Below are 17594 nucleotides of genomic sequence, written 5' to 3'. Positions count from 1 at the left end.
GCAACAAGCGAAGGTCTAGTGCGCTCGGACAACCTCGCCGAAGGCAAGCCAGAAGATTTTGGAGATTCTCAAGAACCTTTTGCCAAAAAGGTTCTTGAGCCGCCGGAGGCACTCCCCCGGAAGGCCGCCGGAGGCGAACCATACGGTCTCTATCTGGATTTCGGTTCGCCGAGCGGCATGTCGGCGCAGTCTATTTCGGGGGAGCCGAGTGGTGCGCGGCGGTCGCGGGCGACGGAGTTGCCGGGGATGGATTTTGCGTATTTTTTGATGTGCGCGGCGCGCTCGCCGACGTCCATGAGTGAGCAGGAGCCGACGACTTCGAGCACGCCCATGGAGACGCTGACGAGGGGGTAGTCGCGTTCAAGGCCGTCACGGCCTTTGGCGGTGATCCAGCCGCGGGTGCGGTCTTCTTCGGTGTAGCAGCTTTTTACTGCTCGTTTGAAGCAGCGTCGGACGCATTGGCAGGTTCGTTCCACGCTTTCGCGCGAGGTGAGGATGACGAAGTCGTCGCCGCCGATGTGGCAGGCCATGGCGTCTTGCGGGCCGTATTTGGCGGTTGCCTTGGTTATGATTTCGGCGATGAGTTTGATGATGCGGTCGCCGTTTCGGAACCCGTAGGTGTCGTTGTAGACTTTGAAGTTGTCGAGGTCGGCGTAGATGATGCTGAAGGCTTCGTTGCGTTGCATTCGGCCTTCCAGTTCCTGTTCGATGGAGACGTTGCCGGGCAGTCCTGTCAGCGGGTTGGTGCCTTTGGCCATCTCCACCTGAACTTTGGCGAGGGTATCCAGCAGCTTTTGGACCGAGACAGTGCCGTAGAGCTTGCCGCGACGGACGACGATCACTTCGTCGTAGGCCTTGAGGGAGTCGCGGTCCATGGCGAGGCGTGCGGCCTGTTCCACGGGCATGGATGAGTCGACGATGAGCGGATTGTCGTCCATGACCGAGGTCACTTCGCGTTTGTAGTAGAGGCGATGCCGTATTGGGCCGAGAGCTGGCGATTCATGTAGTATTCGGTGACGAGGCCTACCGGATTGTCTTCGGCATCGGCCACAACGAGGCTGCTGAATTGTCTGTTGAGCTTGAAGAATTCCTGTGCGTCCGAGACGAGGGTGTTGGGGGCTATGGCGTGGGGGGCGTCGGCGATGTCGCCTACGGGGATGGAGCAGGTGACCATTTTGCGGGAGACTTGTGCGATGGAGCGCAGTTCGGCCCAGTTGTCGTTGGTGCCTTGCTTGGTGGGTGCGGGGCGGCCGAGATGGAAGCCCTGACCGCAATGGACGCCGATGTCCATAAGGCTGATGGCCTGATCCCTGTTTTCGATGCCTTCGGCGATGATTCGTGAGCCGATCTTGTCCGCGAAGCTGGTGATGGTTTCGGCAAGGGCGCGTTTGACCGGGTCGCGGTGGATGTCGAGGATGAGCGATTTGTCCAGCTTGATGTATTCCGGTTGAAGCTCGGCGATGGCGGAGAGCCCGGAGTAGCCTGCGCCCACGTCGTCCACGGCCACGAGGAATCCTTGGCTGCGGTAGTGGGCCAGTGTTTTGAAGAACAGGCCGAAGTCCTGCACGCTCTGGCGTTCGGTTATTTCAAAGACGATATTTTCCGGTTTGAGGCCGAGGCTGTCCAGCAGTTCGAGCGTGTTGCCGGGCGTGAAGTGCGGGTCCGCCACGGTTTTGGGGTGGATGTTCAGAAAGAGTTTTTGGTTCGGGCTGATGGGGCCCAGCCCCCGCATGGCTTTTTCTCGGCAGATTGTCTCCAGCCTGAAGAGCGTGCCCATCAGTTCGGCCACCTCAAAGAGCATGAGCGGCGATTCCAGCTGGGTCCCGGCAGGTCCTCTGGAGAGTGCTTCCCAGCCGTGCACCTCGCCTTTGCGGAAGTCGAGAATAGGCTGATAATGGGCACGAATGTCGCCACGGTTGAGGATGGCCTCGAATTCGGTGGCGATGCGGGTGCTGTGCAGGTCGAGTGGCAGCGATGCCATGCGCCGGGCCTGCGCCAGAGCGGCCGGAAGCTGCATTTGGCGTTCGAAATGTGCGTCCGTGACGGAATAGCCGACCCCGAGTTCCATGCCGATGCCGGTCCACTGGAGCATGGACTTTTTCAGCCCGCTCTGGAGCTTGATCTTGACCGAATAGGCGATGTCGGCGGGGTCTGCCGTGTCTGTGTCCGCCTGTTCGAGCAGTATGATGTATTCGCCTTTTTCTGACGGGAGCATCTGCACCGTGGCAGAGGGCAGGACTTCGTCGATGATGCAGGCGACCGAGTGCGAAAGCTCCCGGTCGATTCGTCCGGTAATCTCGTCCCCGTAAACGCTGCCATAGATGGCGAAATCCCGGATGGTAACGAGGACGATCATCTTGCGTCCGCCGTTCCTGGAATTTGTGCCGGGGCCGCAGGTCCCGCCTGCAGTGTCGCGAAGTTTCGTCGCGTCAGTGGTCCGGATTCGGGAGAAAAGTGAGCGCAGCATCGAAGAGTTCCCGGATTTGTCAGTTTCAGACATCCGGATGAGAATACGCCGTAGGCGCAGAGGTTTGTTACGGTCTCGTTATGGAAAAGGGAATTAATTGCAAAGGTTGCCATGTCTGGGGGGTGACTCTGGAAAGAAGTGCTGCGACCAACGGCAAATTATTGATTAAGCTTTGACACCATTTTTTCTGCGGTTATTAGCATAGATAGGATTTAACTATCTTTAATTGCATTATTAATTGATATAATTCTTGAATAAAGGCTTGTTTAAACTTGTGTTTGATTTGACACCAGCCTGTGTGTATACACAAAAAATGGAACGCCGTAGCGAATCCCCTGTATGGTGCACTGTTTTTCGAGGCCTCAAATCAACCGTGTGCACGGTAGTGCTGTTGGTGTGCGCCGCATTGTTGCTTCTTTTCAACTTCGGTAACTCAGCCTTTGCGGCAGAGAGGCCGGTTGTGGCGATGCTTTGTCCGTCCATGCAGGAGGATCATCCTTTTTGGGGGCCGTTTCTGGACGCGCTTGAGAGCGCTGCCGACAGTTTGGAAATGGATCTTCGCATTCACCGCTTTGAAGGTTCCCGTTTCGACTTGCCAGAATCCGCCATTCGAGCCATTTATTCTGCTGAAAAGCCTGACTATATCCTGTTTCCCTATTACCTTGAGACCGGCCATGAGGTTCTTGAATTGGCAGAGAAGACCGGCGTGACTTCCTATATTGTCAATGCGGACATACCCTCTGCCGAAAAGAGACTCCTCGGCGCGCCGGGAGAAGACTATTCAAAATGGTTCGGGGGGATGGTCCCGGATGATTACATGGCCGGATTGCTGCTCGGCCGTGAACTTATTCGCGCGGCTCAGGAGCAGGGGCATGTAGGCTCTGACGGAAAGGTGCATGTCATTGCTGTTTCCGGCGGGCGGGACACCTCGGTGGCCCGCGAGCGGAACAGGGGACTGCTGGAGGCGGTCAGGGAATCTCAGGCTGTCCTTGATCGTCTTGTGCACTGTTACTGGGATGGGAATGCGGCCCACAAAAAGGTCCGTTTGCTCTTTGAACAAGGGGCCGATGCCCGGGTCATCTGGGCCGCGAGTGATCGCATGGCTCTTGCCGCACACAAGGCGGTGCAGGAGTGCGGGTTGGAAGCCGACACGCTCGTTGGTGGAATAGATTGGTCCGATCCGGGGCTTCAGGCCGTGGCCGAGGGAAAACTGGCTGTAAGTGTGGGCGGGCACGTTCTGGAAGGGGCGTGGGGGTTGGTGCGCATGTATGACCACTGGCACGGGCACCCTCGTGCGGTTCCCGAGCTCTCCTTTTCCCGGATGTGGACGGTCCGGGGTTCGCGCGCGACCTTTGTTATGGAATTCATGCGGAAGCGGTTTTGGCGGTCATGTGATTTCAAACGCTTCACGCTGACGCATTCAAGGAAGAAGTCCTATTCCTTTTTGCTGGAAGAGGTGGCGCGTGCCTGCGGGAACCGATCCGTTGGCAAGTCGCTTCCCGGAAGTGAATGCCTGCTTGTTCAGCGTGAAAACTGATATTTTTTCTCTATCTTGCGAAGGCGACCCGAGCGTCGCAGTTTTTGCAGGCCCCGGTTGAACGCCTTGAGGATGTCATCGCCTTCAGGGTTCCAGCGGGATACCATGAGGTGAAGCGTTGTATCGTACATCGGATCCGGCAGATACCGAAAACGGTCCTTCTTGTCCTTGAAGTGTTTCTCTATCAAACGGTTGGCTACGAGTGTGTTGGACGGGAAATAGTCCAGCCGCCCAAGAAGCAGCATCTCCAGCCCGACCAGCGTACTCTTGACCACCTTGGCCGGGACGTCGTGCTTTTCAAACATTTCCTGATGTATGAACCCCGGCATGGTCCCGACGCGGTAGTCGGCCAGCTCCGAAATGTCTCGGAAGGTTCTGCCGCTCATGGCAGTGTCGGTGTAGTAGAGGTAGGTCTTCTCCGAGAGCATCGGCTTGGAAAACTTGCTGAACTCGAGGCGTTGCGGCGACTTGACGTAGGGGAACGTCGCCACGTTCTGGCCCTGCTTGATCATGAGTTCACAGCGTGGCCACGGGTAGTACTCCAGCGTGGTGCCGATGCCGACGGCCTTGAAGGCTTCAAGTACAATCTCGGTGGCCATGCCGGGCCGTTTCGGGTTCTCGGTTGTGTAAGGGGGCCACTCGCCGGTCACAAGCCTAATCGATTGCACCGAAAACGCGTTCGGTGCAGGGATGAAAAGAATCATCGCAAGAATCGCCGCAATCAGGGCGCAACGGGTGGTTTTCACGAGTGCAGGATACCAGAAAAGCACCCGCTTGCCATTATTTCCGGGTGCAGTGTAACCAAAATGTCTTTTTGTCATATGATTTGCACGACAAAGGGGCCGGAGGATGTCCTCCGGCCCCTTGAATGCTTCTTGGTGGAGACGAAGAGATTTGAACTCTCGACCCCTGCCTTGCGAAGGCAGTGCTCTCCCAGCTGAGCTACGTCCCCATGGGTGGTCTGTGTATTAGCCCCAAAACGATGCGTTTATCAAGCGGATTTTCATGTGCCCGCAGTCTGCCCGGCGGTTTTCAGTTGATCTTGAGCATTTTGAGCAGGGCGGTGACGCGGCTTTCGTAAGTATGGTCCAGCAGGATGGCGGATTCCCACGCGGCACGAAGCTCACGGCGGAAGGCAGGATTGGCCCGGAGTTCCTCCAGCTTCGGCGCGATCTCCTCCGGCCTTGAAAACGTGACTGGACGGACGAGGTCATGGGGAAAGATGTCCAGCCCCGGGGTCTCGTCCGTGAGCAGGAAACCGCCCGCGCACCAGACGTCGAAGTGCCGCTGGGTCAGGCCTGCGGGAAGGAGCGGGCTGGTCATATTCAGTGAAAACTCGGCCTCACGGTACACGGCCGGGAGGTGGGCGTAATAATCAAGAGGCGGGCGCACGTCCTCGATGCCTTCCTCTTGCCAGCCGCCATCGCCGAAGACGGTCACGCCGTCAACTGCACGAAGACACATGGATCGCCAGCGGCGGCCCGTCTCCTCTGCCCCAAGCCCCGGCAGCCGCACCGCGTTGTCCGGCCAGAGCGCGTCCACGCCGAGGGTCTTGCGCCACCAGAACCAGTCTGCCCGTCCACCTGCGGCGAGCATGGCTTCGGCTTCGGCCATGGCGTCATCGGGAATGGACAGCCCGGCGTAGAAGGCATCCTTTTTCGGAAACTCGGAGCGGCCCACGAACACGGTTTTGCCGGAAACGTCCCGGGCATGGGCAGGCAGGGTGCCTGTTTCGCGGAACAGTTCCGGGCTGGCGGCCAGCGGCAGGTGGTGCACGCTCTGCGCGCCCGCCTGTCTGAGCGTCGGGACGAAGCTGGAGTCCGTGACCATGAGGTCGGCCTCCTTCCAGTAGCCGGATTTGACCGCCGGAAGGATGTTGAAGGGGTTGTCCACCAGCCAGACGATCACGCGCACCCCGGCCTCCCGGAGCAGGTTGAAGCCGAGGCCGAACGGGTCGAGCCCCTTGAAGTTGATGGAAATGAAAAGCTCGGGCGTGTGTCCTTGCAGCAGGCCGGAAAGCTCGGTTGCAGCGGAGCGTTCGATGGACTCCGCGTTCGGGGCGGCAGTCCTGAATCCCTTCTGCTCGAACGCCCTGCTCAGTTCGGTGCCCAGCAGGTCGTGCTCGCCGTGCGGTATCCAGACCGAGCGCAACGCGTTTCGTGGTTTGGCCCCTGTGGCAGCGAGGCGTCCGGTGAGCGGTCCCCAGAAGGACGGAAACGCCTTGAGGTTCGGCCGGTAGCGGATCACCCGCACCTGCCCGGCAAAGTCGGGCGTGAAAACGTCCGGCTCGACCCGCCAGTACGATGACGGTACGCGATTGACGAAGTCCGGCACCTGTTCCTCGAACTGCGGACATTCTATGTACAGCGGGGCGGTATATTCCGGGAAGAGTTCCGGCAACTTCTCCGGTTCCGGGCCGAGGCCCAGAAACACGGTCTCCACGCCGGAGCCGTATATCTCGAACTGGTCCTTGTCAGCGGGAAGGGTCTGCTTCTTGCCAAGCTCGTTGACGATCTGGAGGCGTACTGGTCTGCTGCTCATGGGAGAAAACTTGGCTTGTGCGGCATATTCGGCTAAAGAAGGCTCCACGCCGCAGGCGGAGACAAGCCATGAAAAAATACAAAGATCATTATTTCAAACGGGCAAAGCAGGAGAACTATCCTGCCCGGTCCGTCTACAAACTGCAGGAAATCGAGAAACGTTTCCAGATATTTCAGGGCGCAAAGACGGTCATCGACCTCGGCGCAGCGCCCGGATCATGGACCCTCTGGGCGGCCAAGAAGGTTTCCAGAGCCGGAGGTCAGGTGCTCGCCGTGGACATCCAGTCCACCGACACCGAATTTCCGGACAACGTGACCTTTCTTCAGGAAGACGTCTTCTCGGACTCGCCCGAGCTGCTGGCCGCCATGGAACCCATGGTGCCCTTTGATCTCGTTCTCAGCGACATGGCACCCAAAACCACGGGCGTCAAGTTCGCCGATCAGGCCAACAGCCTCGAACTGTGCGAAAAAGCGTTCGAAATAGCCCTCAAATACCTCAAAAAAGGCGGCCACTTCGCCGTGAAAAATTTCGAGGGACCGGATACCAAGGGCTTCGTGGACTCCATCCGGCCCAGCTTTGGCAAGGTCAAGACCTTCAAGCCGAAAAGCTGCCGTGCGGAAAGCAAGGAGACCTTCATTGTCGGACTTGGCTTCAAGGGAAATGACGGGTAATATACCCGCCTCGCATATCAAGAGATACGAATCGCAGGAGGAAATACATGGCTGGACACAGTAAATGGGCCAACATTCAGCATCGCAAAGGCCGTCAGGACGCCAAAAAGGCCAAATTCTTCACCAAGGCGGCAAAGGACATCATCCTCGCCGCCAAAGCGGGCGGCGGCAACCCGGAAGACAACTCCGCGCTGCGCCTCGCCATCCAGAAGGCCAAGCAGGTAAACCTGCCCAAGGACAGAATCGACAACGCCATCAAGAAAGGCACCGGTGAAGTCGAAGGTGGCGATATCTTTGAAATGGCCTACGAAGGCTACGCCCCCGGCGGCGTCGCCATGCTCATCGAAGTGGCTACCGACAACAAGAACCGCACCGTCGCCGAAGTCCGCCATCTGCTCGGCAAGCACGGCGGAAACATGGGCGAAGCCGGTTCCGTGGCCTGGATGTTCAACAAAAAGGGCGTCATCACCTTCAGCAAGGAAAACCACTCCGAGGAAGAACTCATGGAAGTTGGCCTCGAAGCCGGTGCCGAAGATATCCTCGACGAGGGCGATATGTTTGCCGTGCACTGCGAACCCGCCGACTACATGGCCGTTCAGCAAGCCTTCGACGATGCCGAAATGAAATACGAGTCCTCCGAACTGCAGCAGGTTCCCGAGAACCTCGTGCCCGTGGACAAGGAAACCGGCCAGAAAGTCCTCAAGCTCATGGACGCCATCGAGGACAACGACGACGTACAAAACGTCTACGTCAACGCCGACTTCCCCGATGACCTGCTCGAAGGCATGGAATAGCGAATGGGCTCGGACGGCGGCGTGATCGTCATCGGCCTCGACCCCGGCTCTCGGGTGACAGGCTACGGCATCGTCCGGGAACTCTCCGGACAGGTCACCCTCGTCGACGCCGGAACCATCCGCACGCCGGTCAAGAAGCAGATGGCCGTCCGATTGGGCGTGATCCACTCACGCCTCATCGAACTCATCGGGGAACACGCCCCGGTCGAAGCGGCCATCGAAAGCGTCTTCGTCTCCAAAAGCGCCACCTCCGCCCTCAAGCTGGGACAGGCGCGCGGAGCAGCCATGGCTGCCTTCGCCGTTAGCGGACTGCCCGTTGCCGAATACGAACCGTCCAAAGTGAAAAAAAATCTTGTGGGCGTGGGCAACGCGCCCAAAGATCAGGTCGCCTTCATGGTCGCCCACACCCTCGGCGTCAAAAAGCCCGACTGGGCCGCCGACACCTCGGACGCGCTCGCCATCGCCATCTGCCACCTGAACGAACGGCGAATGCGACGACTGACCGGAACATGATGAAGAGAAAAGAAGCCGCCTTATCAGGCGGCTTCTTTTTTGCCTCCGGCGGCTCAAGAACCTTTTTGCAAAAGGTTCTTGAGAATCTCCAAAATCTTCTGGCTTGCCTTCGGCGCAATTGTCCGACCGCGCTAGACTTTCGCTTGTTGCAAACGCCTTCAAGTCAGGGAGTGCAGAGGGGATTATCCCCTTTGCCGGGTGCAGGGCAGCGCCCTGCCCGCCGGAGGCATCTTAGGTTTCTTCGCGGCACTGTTTCGCAATTGGCTGGAAGCCGTTCACCAACGAGCCTCAAGGGCTATGGCTTCAGGGTGATATTGAGCCTTTGGAGAATCCCCGAAAGGCTGCCGCTGCAAGGCCCGGCAATTCCTTTGAATGTCCGGGCCGATTGGGGTAACGTGTCTTCCGGCTTGCGAATCGTGTTACGGAGGAAGAATGATCGCATATCTTGAAGGGCGGCTTGTCGGTTTTGACGACAGTTCGTTGGTGCTTTTGACGCCGGGCGGCGTGGGATACGAGGTGTCTGCGCCCACGACGGTCCTGTCGAAGTTGCCGAAACGCGGCGAAGAGGTGCAGCTGCATATCCATACTGCGGTGGCCGAGAAGGCCATTGACCTGTATGGGTTTGCTTCGGCTGACGATCTCAAGTTGTTCAGGACGCTTATATCCATCGACAAGCTGGGGCCCAAGAAGGCGCTGGCGATCCTATCGAAGTTTGACGCGCCGCATCTGCGGGAGATTGCGTTTCGGGAGGACGTGGATACGCTGTCGACGGTTCCCGGCATCGGTCCCAAGTCGGCGAAGCAGATTTTGTGGTTCCTGAAGGAGAAGGTCGACAAGCTCGGGACGTCGGGGCAGGGCACGACCATTCCTGTGAAGGACGTTGCGCCTTCCGGGCCGCAGGGGCAGTACTTCGACGCGCTTGCCGCGCTCAAGAACCTCGGGTATGCCGAGGAAGAAGTCAGACCGTTTCTGCAGGAGATTTTTCAGGAAGAACCAGACCTTGACGCTGCGGCGGCCATTCGCGGCGTGCTCAAGAAGATTGCCAAGGCCCGTTCATGAGCAAGTGCACATTGCCAGACGATACCATCCGTCCGAGAAAGCTGGCCGATTTCATCGGGCAGAATGATCTGCGGTCCAACCTCGAGGTGTTCATCCGTGCCGCTTCGGAGTCGGGGCGCACGCTTGACCACACGCTTTTTTACGGCAATCCGGGGCTGGGAAAGACTACGTTGGCGCGCATTGTGGCATCGGAGCTGGGAGTGAACCTTGTGTCCACTTCTGGGCCGGTCATGGAGCGCTCCGGTGACCTCGCGGCCATCCTGACCAACCTTGAGCGGGGCGACATTCTGTTTATCGACGAGATTCACCGGATGCCCGCCACGGTGGAAGAGGTCCTGTATCCGGCCATGGAGGATTTCCAGATCGATCTGGTGATCGGCTCCGGGCCGGGGGCGCGGACGGTGAAGCTTGATCTGGAGCCGTTTACGCTGGTGGGTGCCACCACGCGCATCGGGCTTCTGACCTCTCCGTTACGCGATCGCTTCGGCTGCATATTCCGCATTGAGTTTTACTCGCCCGAGGAACTGGCGCTCATTGTCCAGCGGGCAGCGGGCATTTTTGACGTGAAGGTTTCCACCGAGGGGGCAGAGGCCATCGGGCGGCGTTCAAGAGGGACTCCGCGCATCGCGAACCGGCTGCTGCGGCGCGTGCGTGATTACGCGCAGGTGCATGGTGACGGCGACATTGATCGCGAATTGGCGGAGATGGCGCTTGATCGTCTGGACGTGGACCCGTACGGGCTGGATTACATGGACCGCAAGATTCTCTCTTTGGTGGTGGAGCACTTCGGGGGCGGACCCGTGGGCGTGAAGACGCTTGCGGCGGCCTGTGCCGAGGAGGTCAAGACCATCGAGGACATTTACGAGCCATATCTCATTCAGTGCGGCTTCCTGAAGCGCACGTCCCGCGGCAGGGTGGCGACACCCAAGGCGTATAAGCATCTGAAGCTGCGGCTGGAGGATGAGGACCAACTCCCGTTGATCTAGCTTTCACGAAAAAAAGCGCGGCATCCGTTTTCGGGTGCCGCGCTTTTTTGTGTTCTGTCTTTGTCGATTACATTTTCATGAGTTCCGCAACGAGCATGGCAGTGCCGAGCAGGTCTTCCACGGCGATGTGTTCGTCGGTGGTGTGTGCGCCGGTCATGCCGATGCCGAGGTTCACGGCGTCGATGCCTCGTCCGGTGAGCACGTTGGCGTCGCTGCCGCCGCCGGAGCTCTGCATGTCGGGTTTGATGCCGAGGCTTTCAAGTGCCTTGACCGTCCGTGCCAGCATGGGGCTGTCTTCGGGGACGTTCAGGGCGGGGTAGAGTTCCTTGGTGGTGATGTCGACTTCCCCGCCGTGACGCTCGGCTGCCTGACGGCAGCAGTCGACCATGTGTTCCACCTGCGCTTCCAGTTTGCGGGCGTCGTAGGAGCGGGTTTCAGCATGCACCACGCATTCTTCGGGCACGATGTTGATGGCCGTGCCGCCCTGAATGCTGCCCACGTTGGCGGTGGTTTCCTCGTCGATGCGCAGGAGCTTCATGTTCAGTACGGCGTCGGCGGCCATGGTGATGGCGCTGAGACCTTTCTCCGGCTCGAAGCCTGCGTGAGCAGCGCGGCCCGTGAAGGTGGCGGTGACGTCTACCTTGGCCGGGGAGCGGGTGATGACCGAGCCGACGGAGCCGGAGCAGTCGAGGATGGCGAACTGCTTGGCCCCGACCTTGGAGAGGTCGAGATGCTTGGCGCCGTGCATGCCGGATTCCTCGGCGATGCTGAACACGAGGTAGATGTCCGGGTGCAGGGCTTCTGTTTCCTGAATGTGCCGGAGCGCCTCGATAATGGCCGCTATTCCGGCCTTGTCGTCGCTGCCGAGGACCGTGTCGCCCTTTGATCGGACCACGTCGTTATCGAGTATCGGCTCCACGCCGCAGCAAGGCGGAACACAGTCCATGTGCGCGGAGAAGGCGATGGGTTCGCCGGGGGCGGTCCCCTTGAGCTTGGCGATGAGGTTGCCGCAGTTGCCGTCGCAGGCTTCGCCAGCCTTGTCCATGCTGACCTTCAGGCCCATCTCCTTGAGGAGCGGCTTGAGGTGCTCGGCAACGTCGGCCTCCTTGAAGGACGGGCTGTCGATTCGGACGAGGTCGAAAAATGTATCGAGAAGTCGTTGTTCGTCTATCATGGTGCCTGTTGGGTTGAAATTTGCGCGTCAACGTCCATGCATGCCTTTCCGAACCGCTGAAAGCAAGTCCGGGGTGAAAAAAAGACGCTTCGTCGGGCCGCTACTTGACGTATCCCCACTCGTTCAGACGAGTGTACGCATGCTTGGCAAGGTCGCCTTGTCGGTTGTTTTGCAGGAATCGGTAGTACTCGTTTGCCGCCATGTCCTTGTTGCCCAGCTTTTCGTAGCTGAAGCCGGTGAAGAAGGTGGTCATGGGGTTGCCGGGCAGGACCTTTTCGTATGCTGTAAAGCTGCTAAGAGCCTGCTGGTACTTGCCGGTCTCCATTGCGAGCATGCCGACCATGTGCTTGGCCTGCGCTTCCTGCGGGTAAACCTGTTCAGCCTCCTTGGCGTATCGCAGGCCCTCCTGTGGTTTGTTTTGCGCCATCTTGCACTTGGACATGAGCAGAAGGCCTGCATAGTCGTCCGGAGCGACCTTGAGCGCCTTGGAGAAGTGCGTCTCTGCTTCGGTAAAGGCTTTTTTGCGCATGGAGCCTTCGCCCTTCTGCATTTCGTCGATGGCAGGCTTGATCTTTCTTATGGAAGCGATGTTGTCCATGTAGCGTTCGCGAAGAATCTTGCCGTGCTTTCCGGCATAAGTGGTGTCGCGTTCATGAACTGCCGTGGCATAGCGCTCAGTGCTCATGGGGTGCGAGGCGAACATCTGCTGCACGAAGGAAGGGTCGGTTTTATGAAGCTTGTTCAGTTCGTCCATGAGTCCGACCATGCCTTCGGGGTCATAGTTGGCGCGGTCCATGTATTTCATGCCGAGACTGTCGGCCTGCCGTTCGTCGTCGCGGGAATAGCTGGCAAGCAGCAGCCCCGCGCCCACGCCGCCGAGTCCTGCGGCCAGCGGGGCGAGATCGCTGTTCTGCGAGGCAACCACGCCCACGCCGATGGCCAGAATGCCTTGGGTGGCCATGGCCGTGCTCATGCGCGAGGCCGTGTGGCGGGCGTTTACGTGGCCGATTTCGTGTCCCATCAGTCCGGCGAGCTCCGCCTCGTTTTCCAGTTTCAACATGATGCCGCGCGTACAGGCGATGCTGCCGCCGGGAAAGGCGTAGGCGTTGACGTAGTTGGCGTTCACACACCTGAAATTGTAGGGCATGTCCGGCCGGTGGCTGGTCTTGGCGAGGCTGTTGCCCACGCTGGTGACGTAGTTGTTGACTTCGCCGTCCTGCACTGGGCCGTAGTCGGCAGAAAACTGGTGCGGGGAGTTCTGTTTGTCGAGACTTATTTCCTGCTGCTGCGAGACGAGCATGAACTGCTGCTCGCCGGTGACGGGGTTCACCGCGCATCCGGCCACGGCTCCGGCCGCGCCTGCGGCGATGAATTTCAGGGCCTGACGGCGACTCAGCAAGTCGGAACGGGTTTTATCGGCAGTCATGGTTTCCTCCGAAAGTGATCTGTGCCTATTGAATATATCGGTACGTGATACTTGGCAACCGTCTGCGGCTGTGGCAGGAAAACCTGAATCCCATTCGGAGGAAACTATGGTCAAGAAGCAATACATGCCCTGCGACGATTGCCGTTTTCGTCGGGCAACGGAAAAGGACCCGACCTCGATTCTCGCATGGTTCTGGGAGTGGCACACCAAGTGGTGCCCCGGTTGGAAGGCCTATCTGAAGACGCTCAAGGAGCATGGCGAGCAGCCGCCGTCCATGGGCAGTCGCCGGGGTATCTTCCCCGAGGAGGATTAGCCGTGTCGCAGCGTCCGGTCCGGGAAGTCTCCACTCGTGAGGGGTACGATCTCTGGTCATCAATTTACGATACAGAGGGGAACCCGCTGGTTGCGCTCGACTCCCTTGTGCTCCCGCCGCTTCTCGGTGATGTGGCCGGGCTGCGTGTGGCAGACCTCGGCTGCGGCACGGGCCGCTATACATCGTGGCTGGCAAAGCGGGGCGCGACGGTGACAGGGTTGGACTTTTCGCAAGGCATGCTCGATCAGGCCCGCACCAAGCTGCCAGACGGTGCGTCGGTGACGCTGCAGCAGGCCGATCTTACGAAGCCGTTGCCTCTTGATGACGGGGCTTGTGACCTGATCGTGTCCAGCCTTGTGCTGGAGCATTTGGGCGATCTGAGGCCGTTCTTTGCCGAGGTCCGGCGCATCTGCCGGCCACAGGGCAGGGCCGTCTTGAGCACCATGCACCCGGCCATGTTTCTGCGTGACCTGCAAGCGCATTTTGTGGACGAGCAATCCGGCGAGGAGGTCCGTTTCGAGAGCCATTCGCATCAGATAAGCGATTTTGTCATGGCCGCACTCTCAGCAGGTTTCAGCATCAACGCCCTGAACGAGCATTTCGGCGAAGAGGGGCTGGCCTCAGGCAATCCGCGCATGGACAAATTCCGTGGCTGGCCCATGCTTTTCGTCATGGACCTCACCCCATCTCAGATTTCTGTTTGACAACCGCCTCAAACTGTCCTAAACACGTTCGTTCCCAACGCAGTGGGGCTGTAGCTCAGTTGGGAGAGCGCTTGAATGGCATTCAAGAGGTCGTGGGTTCGATTCCCTCCAGCTCCACCAATTTTCCTTAATGGCTTCGGTAGATTACCGGAGCCATTTTTTGTTGCCTGATAGTCGAAATCCGGTTTGTGGTCCAAATGTGGCCTAATCCGAATTTCCAGCTTTTGCGTAGTATTGGGCCAATCTTTCTTGGGCGGGATTGTCCTGCAGCTCTTCAAGGTTCGTGTACCGCTTCGTCATACGCAAATCCTTGTGCCCGATAAGGCTCCCGCCATTGCAAGCTTGCCTCCGGCAAGAACGATGCTCGAACAGTAGGTATGCCGGTTGTCGTGGAAGTGCAGGTCGTCAAGCCCACAGGCCTTGCAGACATTCTTCCATGCGCTCTTGAACTCGCCCATCCGGGTTCCATCCAAGTGTCCGACAACATGGTCACCTTTCACGGCAATGCTCCGCTTTGTTCGACGCTCTTCCAAATGGGCGCGTCGGGCGATCAGAGCATCTCGGGTTCTGGGCATGATGTGGTGCAAGCGTTCCCTGCGGTTCTTCGTGCGGAAGAAGCGAATCAGGCCTTTACCGTTGAAATCGATATCAGCCCATTTCAGGTCAAGGATCTCCTGACGACTGCAACCATGTTCCACGGCCAGCAGAATGGCCAAAGGAAGATAATGCTTTGCTCGGCTTTCCCCAGCCTTGGCGAGGAGCACGTCGACCTGTTCCGGTTTCAGGAACTTCTTTCGTTCGTGCTGCTCTTCGTTCAGGTAGCCAATCTCCCTTGCAGGGTCTGCTTTCAGCACGCCTTCCTTCAAGGCCCGCTTGAAAACCTGTTTGACTATGAACAGGTACCGGTTCGCCGAAGCCGGGGAATTCTTGTGGGCCTCATCAGCGCGGAAGTCCAGAATGACTTTTTCATTGAGGATGCCCATGGGCTTGCCGCCCCAGACCGCGACCAAGCGCTTCAGGTTGCCAAGGTAGCCAGTAAGCGTGTTCTTCCCAAGGCTGCCTTCCTTGACGCGTCGTTTCCACTCTTCTTCGCACAGCGCAGCAATCTCCGCGAAGGTCTTGCCGCGCATACGATTCCGCGCCTGAGGTGATTCCGGCATTTCCCCGCCATCCAGAACAACTTTCAGGCGGGTAATTTCCTTGTCAGCCTCACGCCACGTTTTGAACGTGCCGTGATAACGCTTTTGCTTTGTCTCGGGATCGACGTACTTGACGACGTAGCTGCATCCTTTCTTTCTCGGGCGTTTTTCCAGGGTGACTGTTGCCATAACTAGTCCTCCCGTGACCTTTCGCCCGCTTTCGCGATGTGATTGTCAATGAACCCGTGCAAGTCCTGAAGCCGGACCAGCTTTCTGGATCGTATCTCGACAAACGGCAATTCGCCAGCTGAAATCATGCGTGAAACGGTGGCCCGGTGCACTCGCAGAATCTCAGCGGTTTCCTGAATCGTCAGAAGTTTGATTTCTCCCATGAAGTGTTCCCCAGGTGCACGTCGAAGCCTCCAACGCGTTAAGAACGTCCGGTCTGCACTTCATTTTTTGCGGCTAGGCACGATTGCCCAAGGCCAATCCTCCATTACAAATCATGGGATTGAAAATTGGGCAATAGTCGCGGGTAGGTTTTTTTTGTAAAAGATCATTTTTCTTTTGCCAATCTGTCCTTTTCTTTTTCCGGGATTCTTCATGCGTTGTTGCAAAGCATAAAAAGGAGCCACCCCCATGACTTTTGCAGCCGTGAAGAAATTTGGTTGAACGCAGCAGAGCGCAGCGAAGCAAGCTCTGTGAAGTGAAACCAAATGTATGAACGGCTGTGAAAGGAATGCTGGCGGGCGCGGCCAAGGACGCGCGCGGGAGGAATGAATTTTTTAATTTTCTCCCTAACTTGTTAGGGAAAAATTAAAAAAGAAGGGACGACAAGACGTCCCTTTCTGTTACAAGAATCTTTAAAAATGCAAAAAATAAAGCCCCTTGGCGGGGCTTCTTAAATTGCCATGAAAAGGAGGTTATTTCCAGCTGCCAAGATATTGTGCGCTTATATCTCTTCGTCCAGCTCCATGACCGAACTGCGTGCGTACTTGCACTTCCGCTTCGTTCACAAGCCGTGCGTAGTCGTCGCCCCGGCTTGCTCTGGCAGCCGCAATGAAGTCTTCCTTGCTTGCGTGCCGACATGGTGGTTCAAAGCCACATGTATCGCGGAATATTTCGTGAGCGCGTGCGTGTCTTGCTGCGTGGAATGACCCGTTGCTGTCCTTTCGTGAAATCCCGTGCTCTCGGGCAATCTTGTAGAACTCCTGTCGGACGGATTTTTCTTTCCATCCCGGCATCATCAAGTTTCCCCGACCGCTTGTGAATGCATGATGCCGTGCAACGGCTTTGCGCATTTCTGATGTGATGGTGTGGAGATTTCTGTCGCGTCCGCCTTTCGTTCCGTCTGTAATGAAGAGGCCCGTAAACGTCTCCGGCGTGTTCCCGCCAATTAACGAATGCTGACAATCGAACTTGTAGGCCTCTTCGAATCGAAGCCCCAGATGGCGGGCCAGCTCAAGAACAATCCCTACACGTTGCTCAATGTCATTGCCGCTCCGTAAAGCGGTGACTGCCTTTTCATACGGCTCCGGCAGAATCGACTTGTCAACGTTGTCGACGTAAACCCTGTTCCCGATGTTAAAACGCTTATTGTCCGTCTCGGCGACCTTTTGGTTTCCCCAAGCCCTTGCCAGAGCGCGAACGCCTGACATGTAGCCCTTGATGGTGGAATCCTTCAGGCCTTCCTGCTGCCATTCCCGGACAACTTCGTGAACGTGTCGGTTCGTGAGGTTTGACCATTTCTGGGTTTTGATGCCCAGCTCTCTTGCTGTCTGAACGAAACGCTCTGCAGCGTCTACGTTATTTGCCACCGTTTTTGCACTGCCGTGCAGTGAGGCCCGATGGATGCCCGTGATTAATCCGTCTTTTGGCATGTTAATCCCCAAATAAATTAGAATGTTGAAGGAAAGATTTTCCTTCGCCCAAAAACGGGCGGACCGAAGAATCAGTGATGGTCCTGAAGAAATCGATGTATGTGATTGCAAAAGAATAGGGGATTCAAATGCTGCGGGACGGTGAATGTGTTGATTCCGACGTCACTGCGTCTGCATTAGACGCGCCTCGAAGGCAGCTGACGTGCGATGAAAGGAACCCTAATCACATCTATATCGAAATCGACCATGCTCACTGCCTGAAACGCAGAAGCATCTTGGGTCGCGAAGGAAGGAAAAGCTTTCCCGACAAGTCCTTACTCGGCGTTGGGAACGCACGTTCAGTAAGGACGCCTCAGCCGGAATGCAGGAATGGTGCGGTGTCTCGGATGA

Annotated in this window: 17 protein-coding genes and 2 tRNA genes; 9 read left to right on the top strand and 10 right to left on the bottom strand. The window is 57.7% G+C overall.

The window, feature by feature from the left end; genetic code table 11:
* Positions 1-149: 149 nt before the first annotated feature.
* Both JCM12178_RS19905 and JCM12178_RS19900 read right to left on the bottom strand, forming a co-directional pair.
* On the bottom strand, positions 150-938 hold the full coding sequence (locus JCM12178_RS19905; RefSeq protein WP_245628779.1) for a GGDEF domain-containing protein: 789 nt from the start codon (positions 936-938) through the stop codon (positions 150-152).
* A gap of 8 nt (positions 939-946) precedes the next feature.
* Positions 947-2356 carry an EAL domain-containing protein gene (locus tag JCM12178_RS19900; protein WP_245628778.1) on the bottom strand — a complete coding sequence of 470 codons (1410 nt, stop codon included), beginning with the start codon at positions 2354-2356 and terminating at the stop codon, positions 947-949.
* Between the two features lie 577 nt (positions 2357-2933).
* On the opposite strand from JCM12178_RS19900, the gene JCM12178_RS13525 reads away from it, so the two are divergent.
* Positions 2934-4004: an ABC transporter substrate-binding protein gene (locus tag JCM12178_RS13525; protein ID WP_054652053.1), complete on the top strand. Its 1071-nt coding sequence runs from the start codon at positions 2934-2936 to the stop codon at positions 4002-4004.
* Here the strand turns inward: JCM12178_RS13525 and JCM12178_RS13520 are convergent.
* The 3 genes from JCM12178_RS13520 to JCM12178_RS13510 all read right to left on the bottom strand — a co-directional run bounded on the left by JCM12178_RS13520 (position 3989) and on the right by JCM12178_RS13510 (position 6545).
* Positions 3989-4708, bottom strand: coding sequence for a substrate-binding periplasmic protein (locus JCM12178_RS13520; protein WP_284690218.1), 720 nt, complete (start codon positions 4706-4708; stop codon positions 3989-3991). The genes JCM12178_RS13525 and JCM12178_RS13520 overlap by 16 nt on opposite strands.
* 172 nt (positions 4709-4880) lie before the next feature.
* Positions 4881-4956 (bottom strand) — tRNA-Ala (locus tag JCM12178_RS13515).
* Positions 4957-5036: 80 nt separating this feature from the next.
* Positions 5037-6545, bottom strand: coding sequence for a glycosyltransferase family protein (locus JCM12178_RS13510; protein WP_245628776.1), 1509 nt, complete (start codon positions 6543-6545; stop codon positions 5037-5039).
* A gap of 68 nt (positions 6546-6613) precedes the next feature.
* Between JCM12178_RS13510 and JCM12178_RS13505 the strand changes: the two genes are divergently transcribed.
* From JCM12178_RS13505 to ruvB, 5 genes are all read left to right on the top strand, one after another.
* Entirely contained in the window at positions 6614-7216 is a 603-nt protein-coding gene (locus JCM12178_RS13505) for an RlmE family RNA methyltransferase (protein ID WP_054652046.1), read from the top strand.
* Between the two features lie 47 nt (positions 7217-7263).
* Positions 7264-8010: a YebC/PmpR family DNA-binding transcriptional regulator gene (locus JCM12178_RS13500; protein ID WP_054652044.1), complete on the top strand. Its 747-nt coding sequence runs from the start codon at positions 7264-7266 to the stop codon at positions 8008-8010.
* 3 nt (positions 8011-8013) lie between these two features.
* A complete protein-coding gene (gene ruvC / locus JCM12178_RS13495) occupies positions 8014-8523 on the top strand; it encodes a crossover junction endodeoxyribonuclease RuvC (RefSeq protein ID WP_054652042.1) in 510 nt (169 codons plus the stop codon).
* A 432-nt stretch (positions 8524-8955) separates the two neighbouring features.
* Entirely contained in the window at positions 8956-9582 is a 627-nt protein-coding gene (gene ruvA / locus JCM12178_RS13490) for a Holliday junction branch migration protein RuvA (protein WP_054652040.1), read from the top strand.
* Entirely contained in the window at positions 9579-10568 is a 990-nt protein-coding gene (gene ruvB, locus JCM12178_RS13485; protein ID WP_054652038.1) for a Holliday junction branch migration DNA helicase RuvB, read from the top strand. The genes ruvA and ruvB overlap by 4 nt, the downstream gene beginning before the upstream one ends.
* 67 nt (positions 10569-10635) lie before the next feature.
* On the opposite strand, the gene JCM12178_RS13480 is transcribed toward ruvB, so the two are convergent.
* Together JCM12178_RS13480 and JCM12178_RS13475 are read right to left on the bottom strand one after the other, a co-directional pair.
* Positions 10636-11742, bottom strand: coding sequence for a M20/M25/M40 family metallo-hydrolase (locus JCM12178_RS13480; RefSeq protein ID WP_054652037.1), 1107 nt, complete (start codon positions 11740-11742; stop codon positions 10636-10638).
* Between the two features lie 100 nt (positions 11743-11842).
* Positions 11843-13168, bottom strand: a complete 1326-nt coding sequence (locus tag JCM12178_RS13475; protein ID WP_054652035.1) for a M48 family metalloprotease — start codon at positions 13166-13168, stop codon at positions 11843-11845.
* A 106-nt stretch (positions 13169-13274) separates the two neighbouring features.
* Between JCM12178_RS13475 and JCM12178_RS13470 the strand changes: the two genes are divergently transcribed.
* The 3 genes from JCM12178_RS13470 to JCM12178_RS13460 all read left to right on the top strand — a co-directional run bounded on the left by JCM12178_RS13470 (position 13275) and on the right by JCM12178_RS13460 (position 14305).
* Complete coding sequence (locus JCM12178_RS13470; protein WP_054652033.1) at positions 13275-13481, top strand: hypothetical protein; 207 nt, start codon at positions 13275-13277, stop codon at positions 13479-13481.
* Positions 13482-13483: 2 nt separating this feature from the next.
* A complete protein-coding gene (locus JCM12178_RS13465; RefSeq protein WP_054652031.1) occupies positions 13484-14185 on the top strand; it encodes a class I SAM-dependent methyltransferase in 702 nt (233 codons plus the stop codon).
* 44 nt (positions 14186-14229) lie between these two features.
* Positions 14230-14305 (top strand) — tRNA-Ala (locus JCM12178_RS13460).
* Positions 14306-14481: 176 nt separating this feature from the next.
* Here the strand turns inward: JCM12178_RS13460 and JCM12178_RS13455 are convergent.
* The 3 genes from JCM12178_RS13455 to JCM12178_RS13445 all read right to left on the bottom strand — a co-directional run bounded on the left by JCM12178_RS13455 (position 14482) and on the right by JCM12178_RS13445 (position 17204).
* Positions 14482-15513 carry a tyrosine-type recombinase/integrase gene (locus JCM12178_RS13455; RefSeq protein WP_054652029.1) on the bottom strand — a complete coding sequence of 344 codons (1032 nt, stop codon included), beginning with the start codon at positions 15511-15513 and terminating at the stop codon, positions 14482-14484.
* 2 nt (positions 15514-15515) lie between these two features.
* Positions 15516-15716 carry a helix-turn-helix domain-containing protein gene (locus JCM12178_RS13450; protein WP_054652027.1) on the bottom strand — a complete coding sequence of 67 codons (201 nt, stop codon included), beginning with the start codon at positions 15714-15716 and terminating at the stop codon, positions 15516-15518.
* Positions 15717-16247: 531 nt separating this feature from the next.
* Positions 16248-17204, bottom strand: a complete 957-nt coding sequence (locus JCM12178_RS13445) for a phage integrase N-terminal domain-containing protein (RefSeq protein ID WP_157054925.1) — start codon at positions 17202-17204, stop codon at positions 16248-16250.
* Between the last annotated feature and the right edge of the window lie 390 nt (positions 17205-17594).

The organism is Salidesulfovibrio brasiliensis JCM 12178 (assembly GCF_001311825.1).
In the GTDB taxonomy this organism is placed as follows: domain Bacteria; phylum Desulfobacterota; class Desulfovibrionia; order Desulfovibrionales; family Desulfovibrionaceae; genus Pseudodesulfovibrio; species Pseudodesulfovibrio brasiliensis.
The sequence above is the reverse complement of the archived record's forward strand: the minus strand, read 5'-3'. Positions and strand labels throughout refer to the sequence as shown.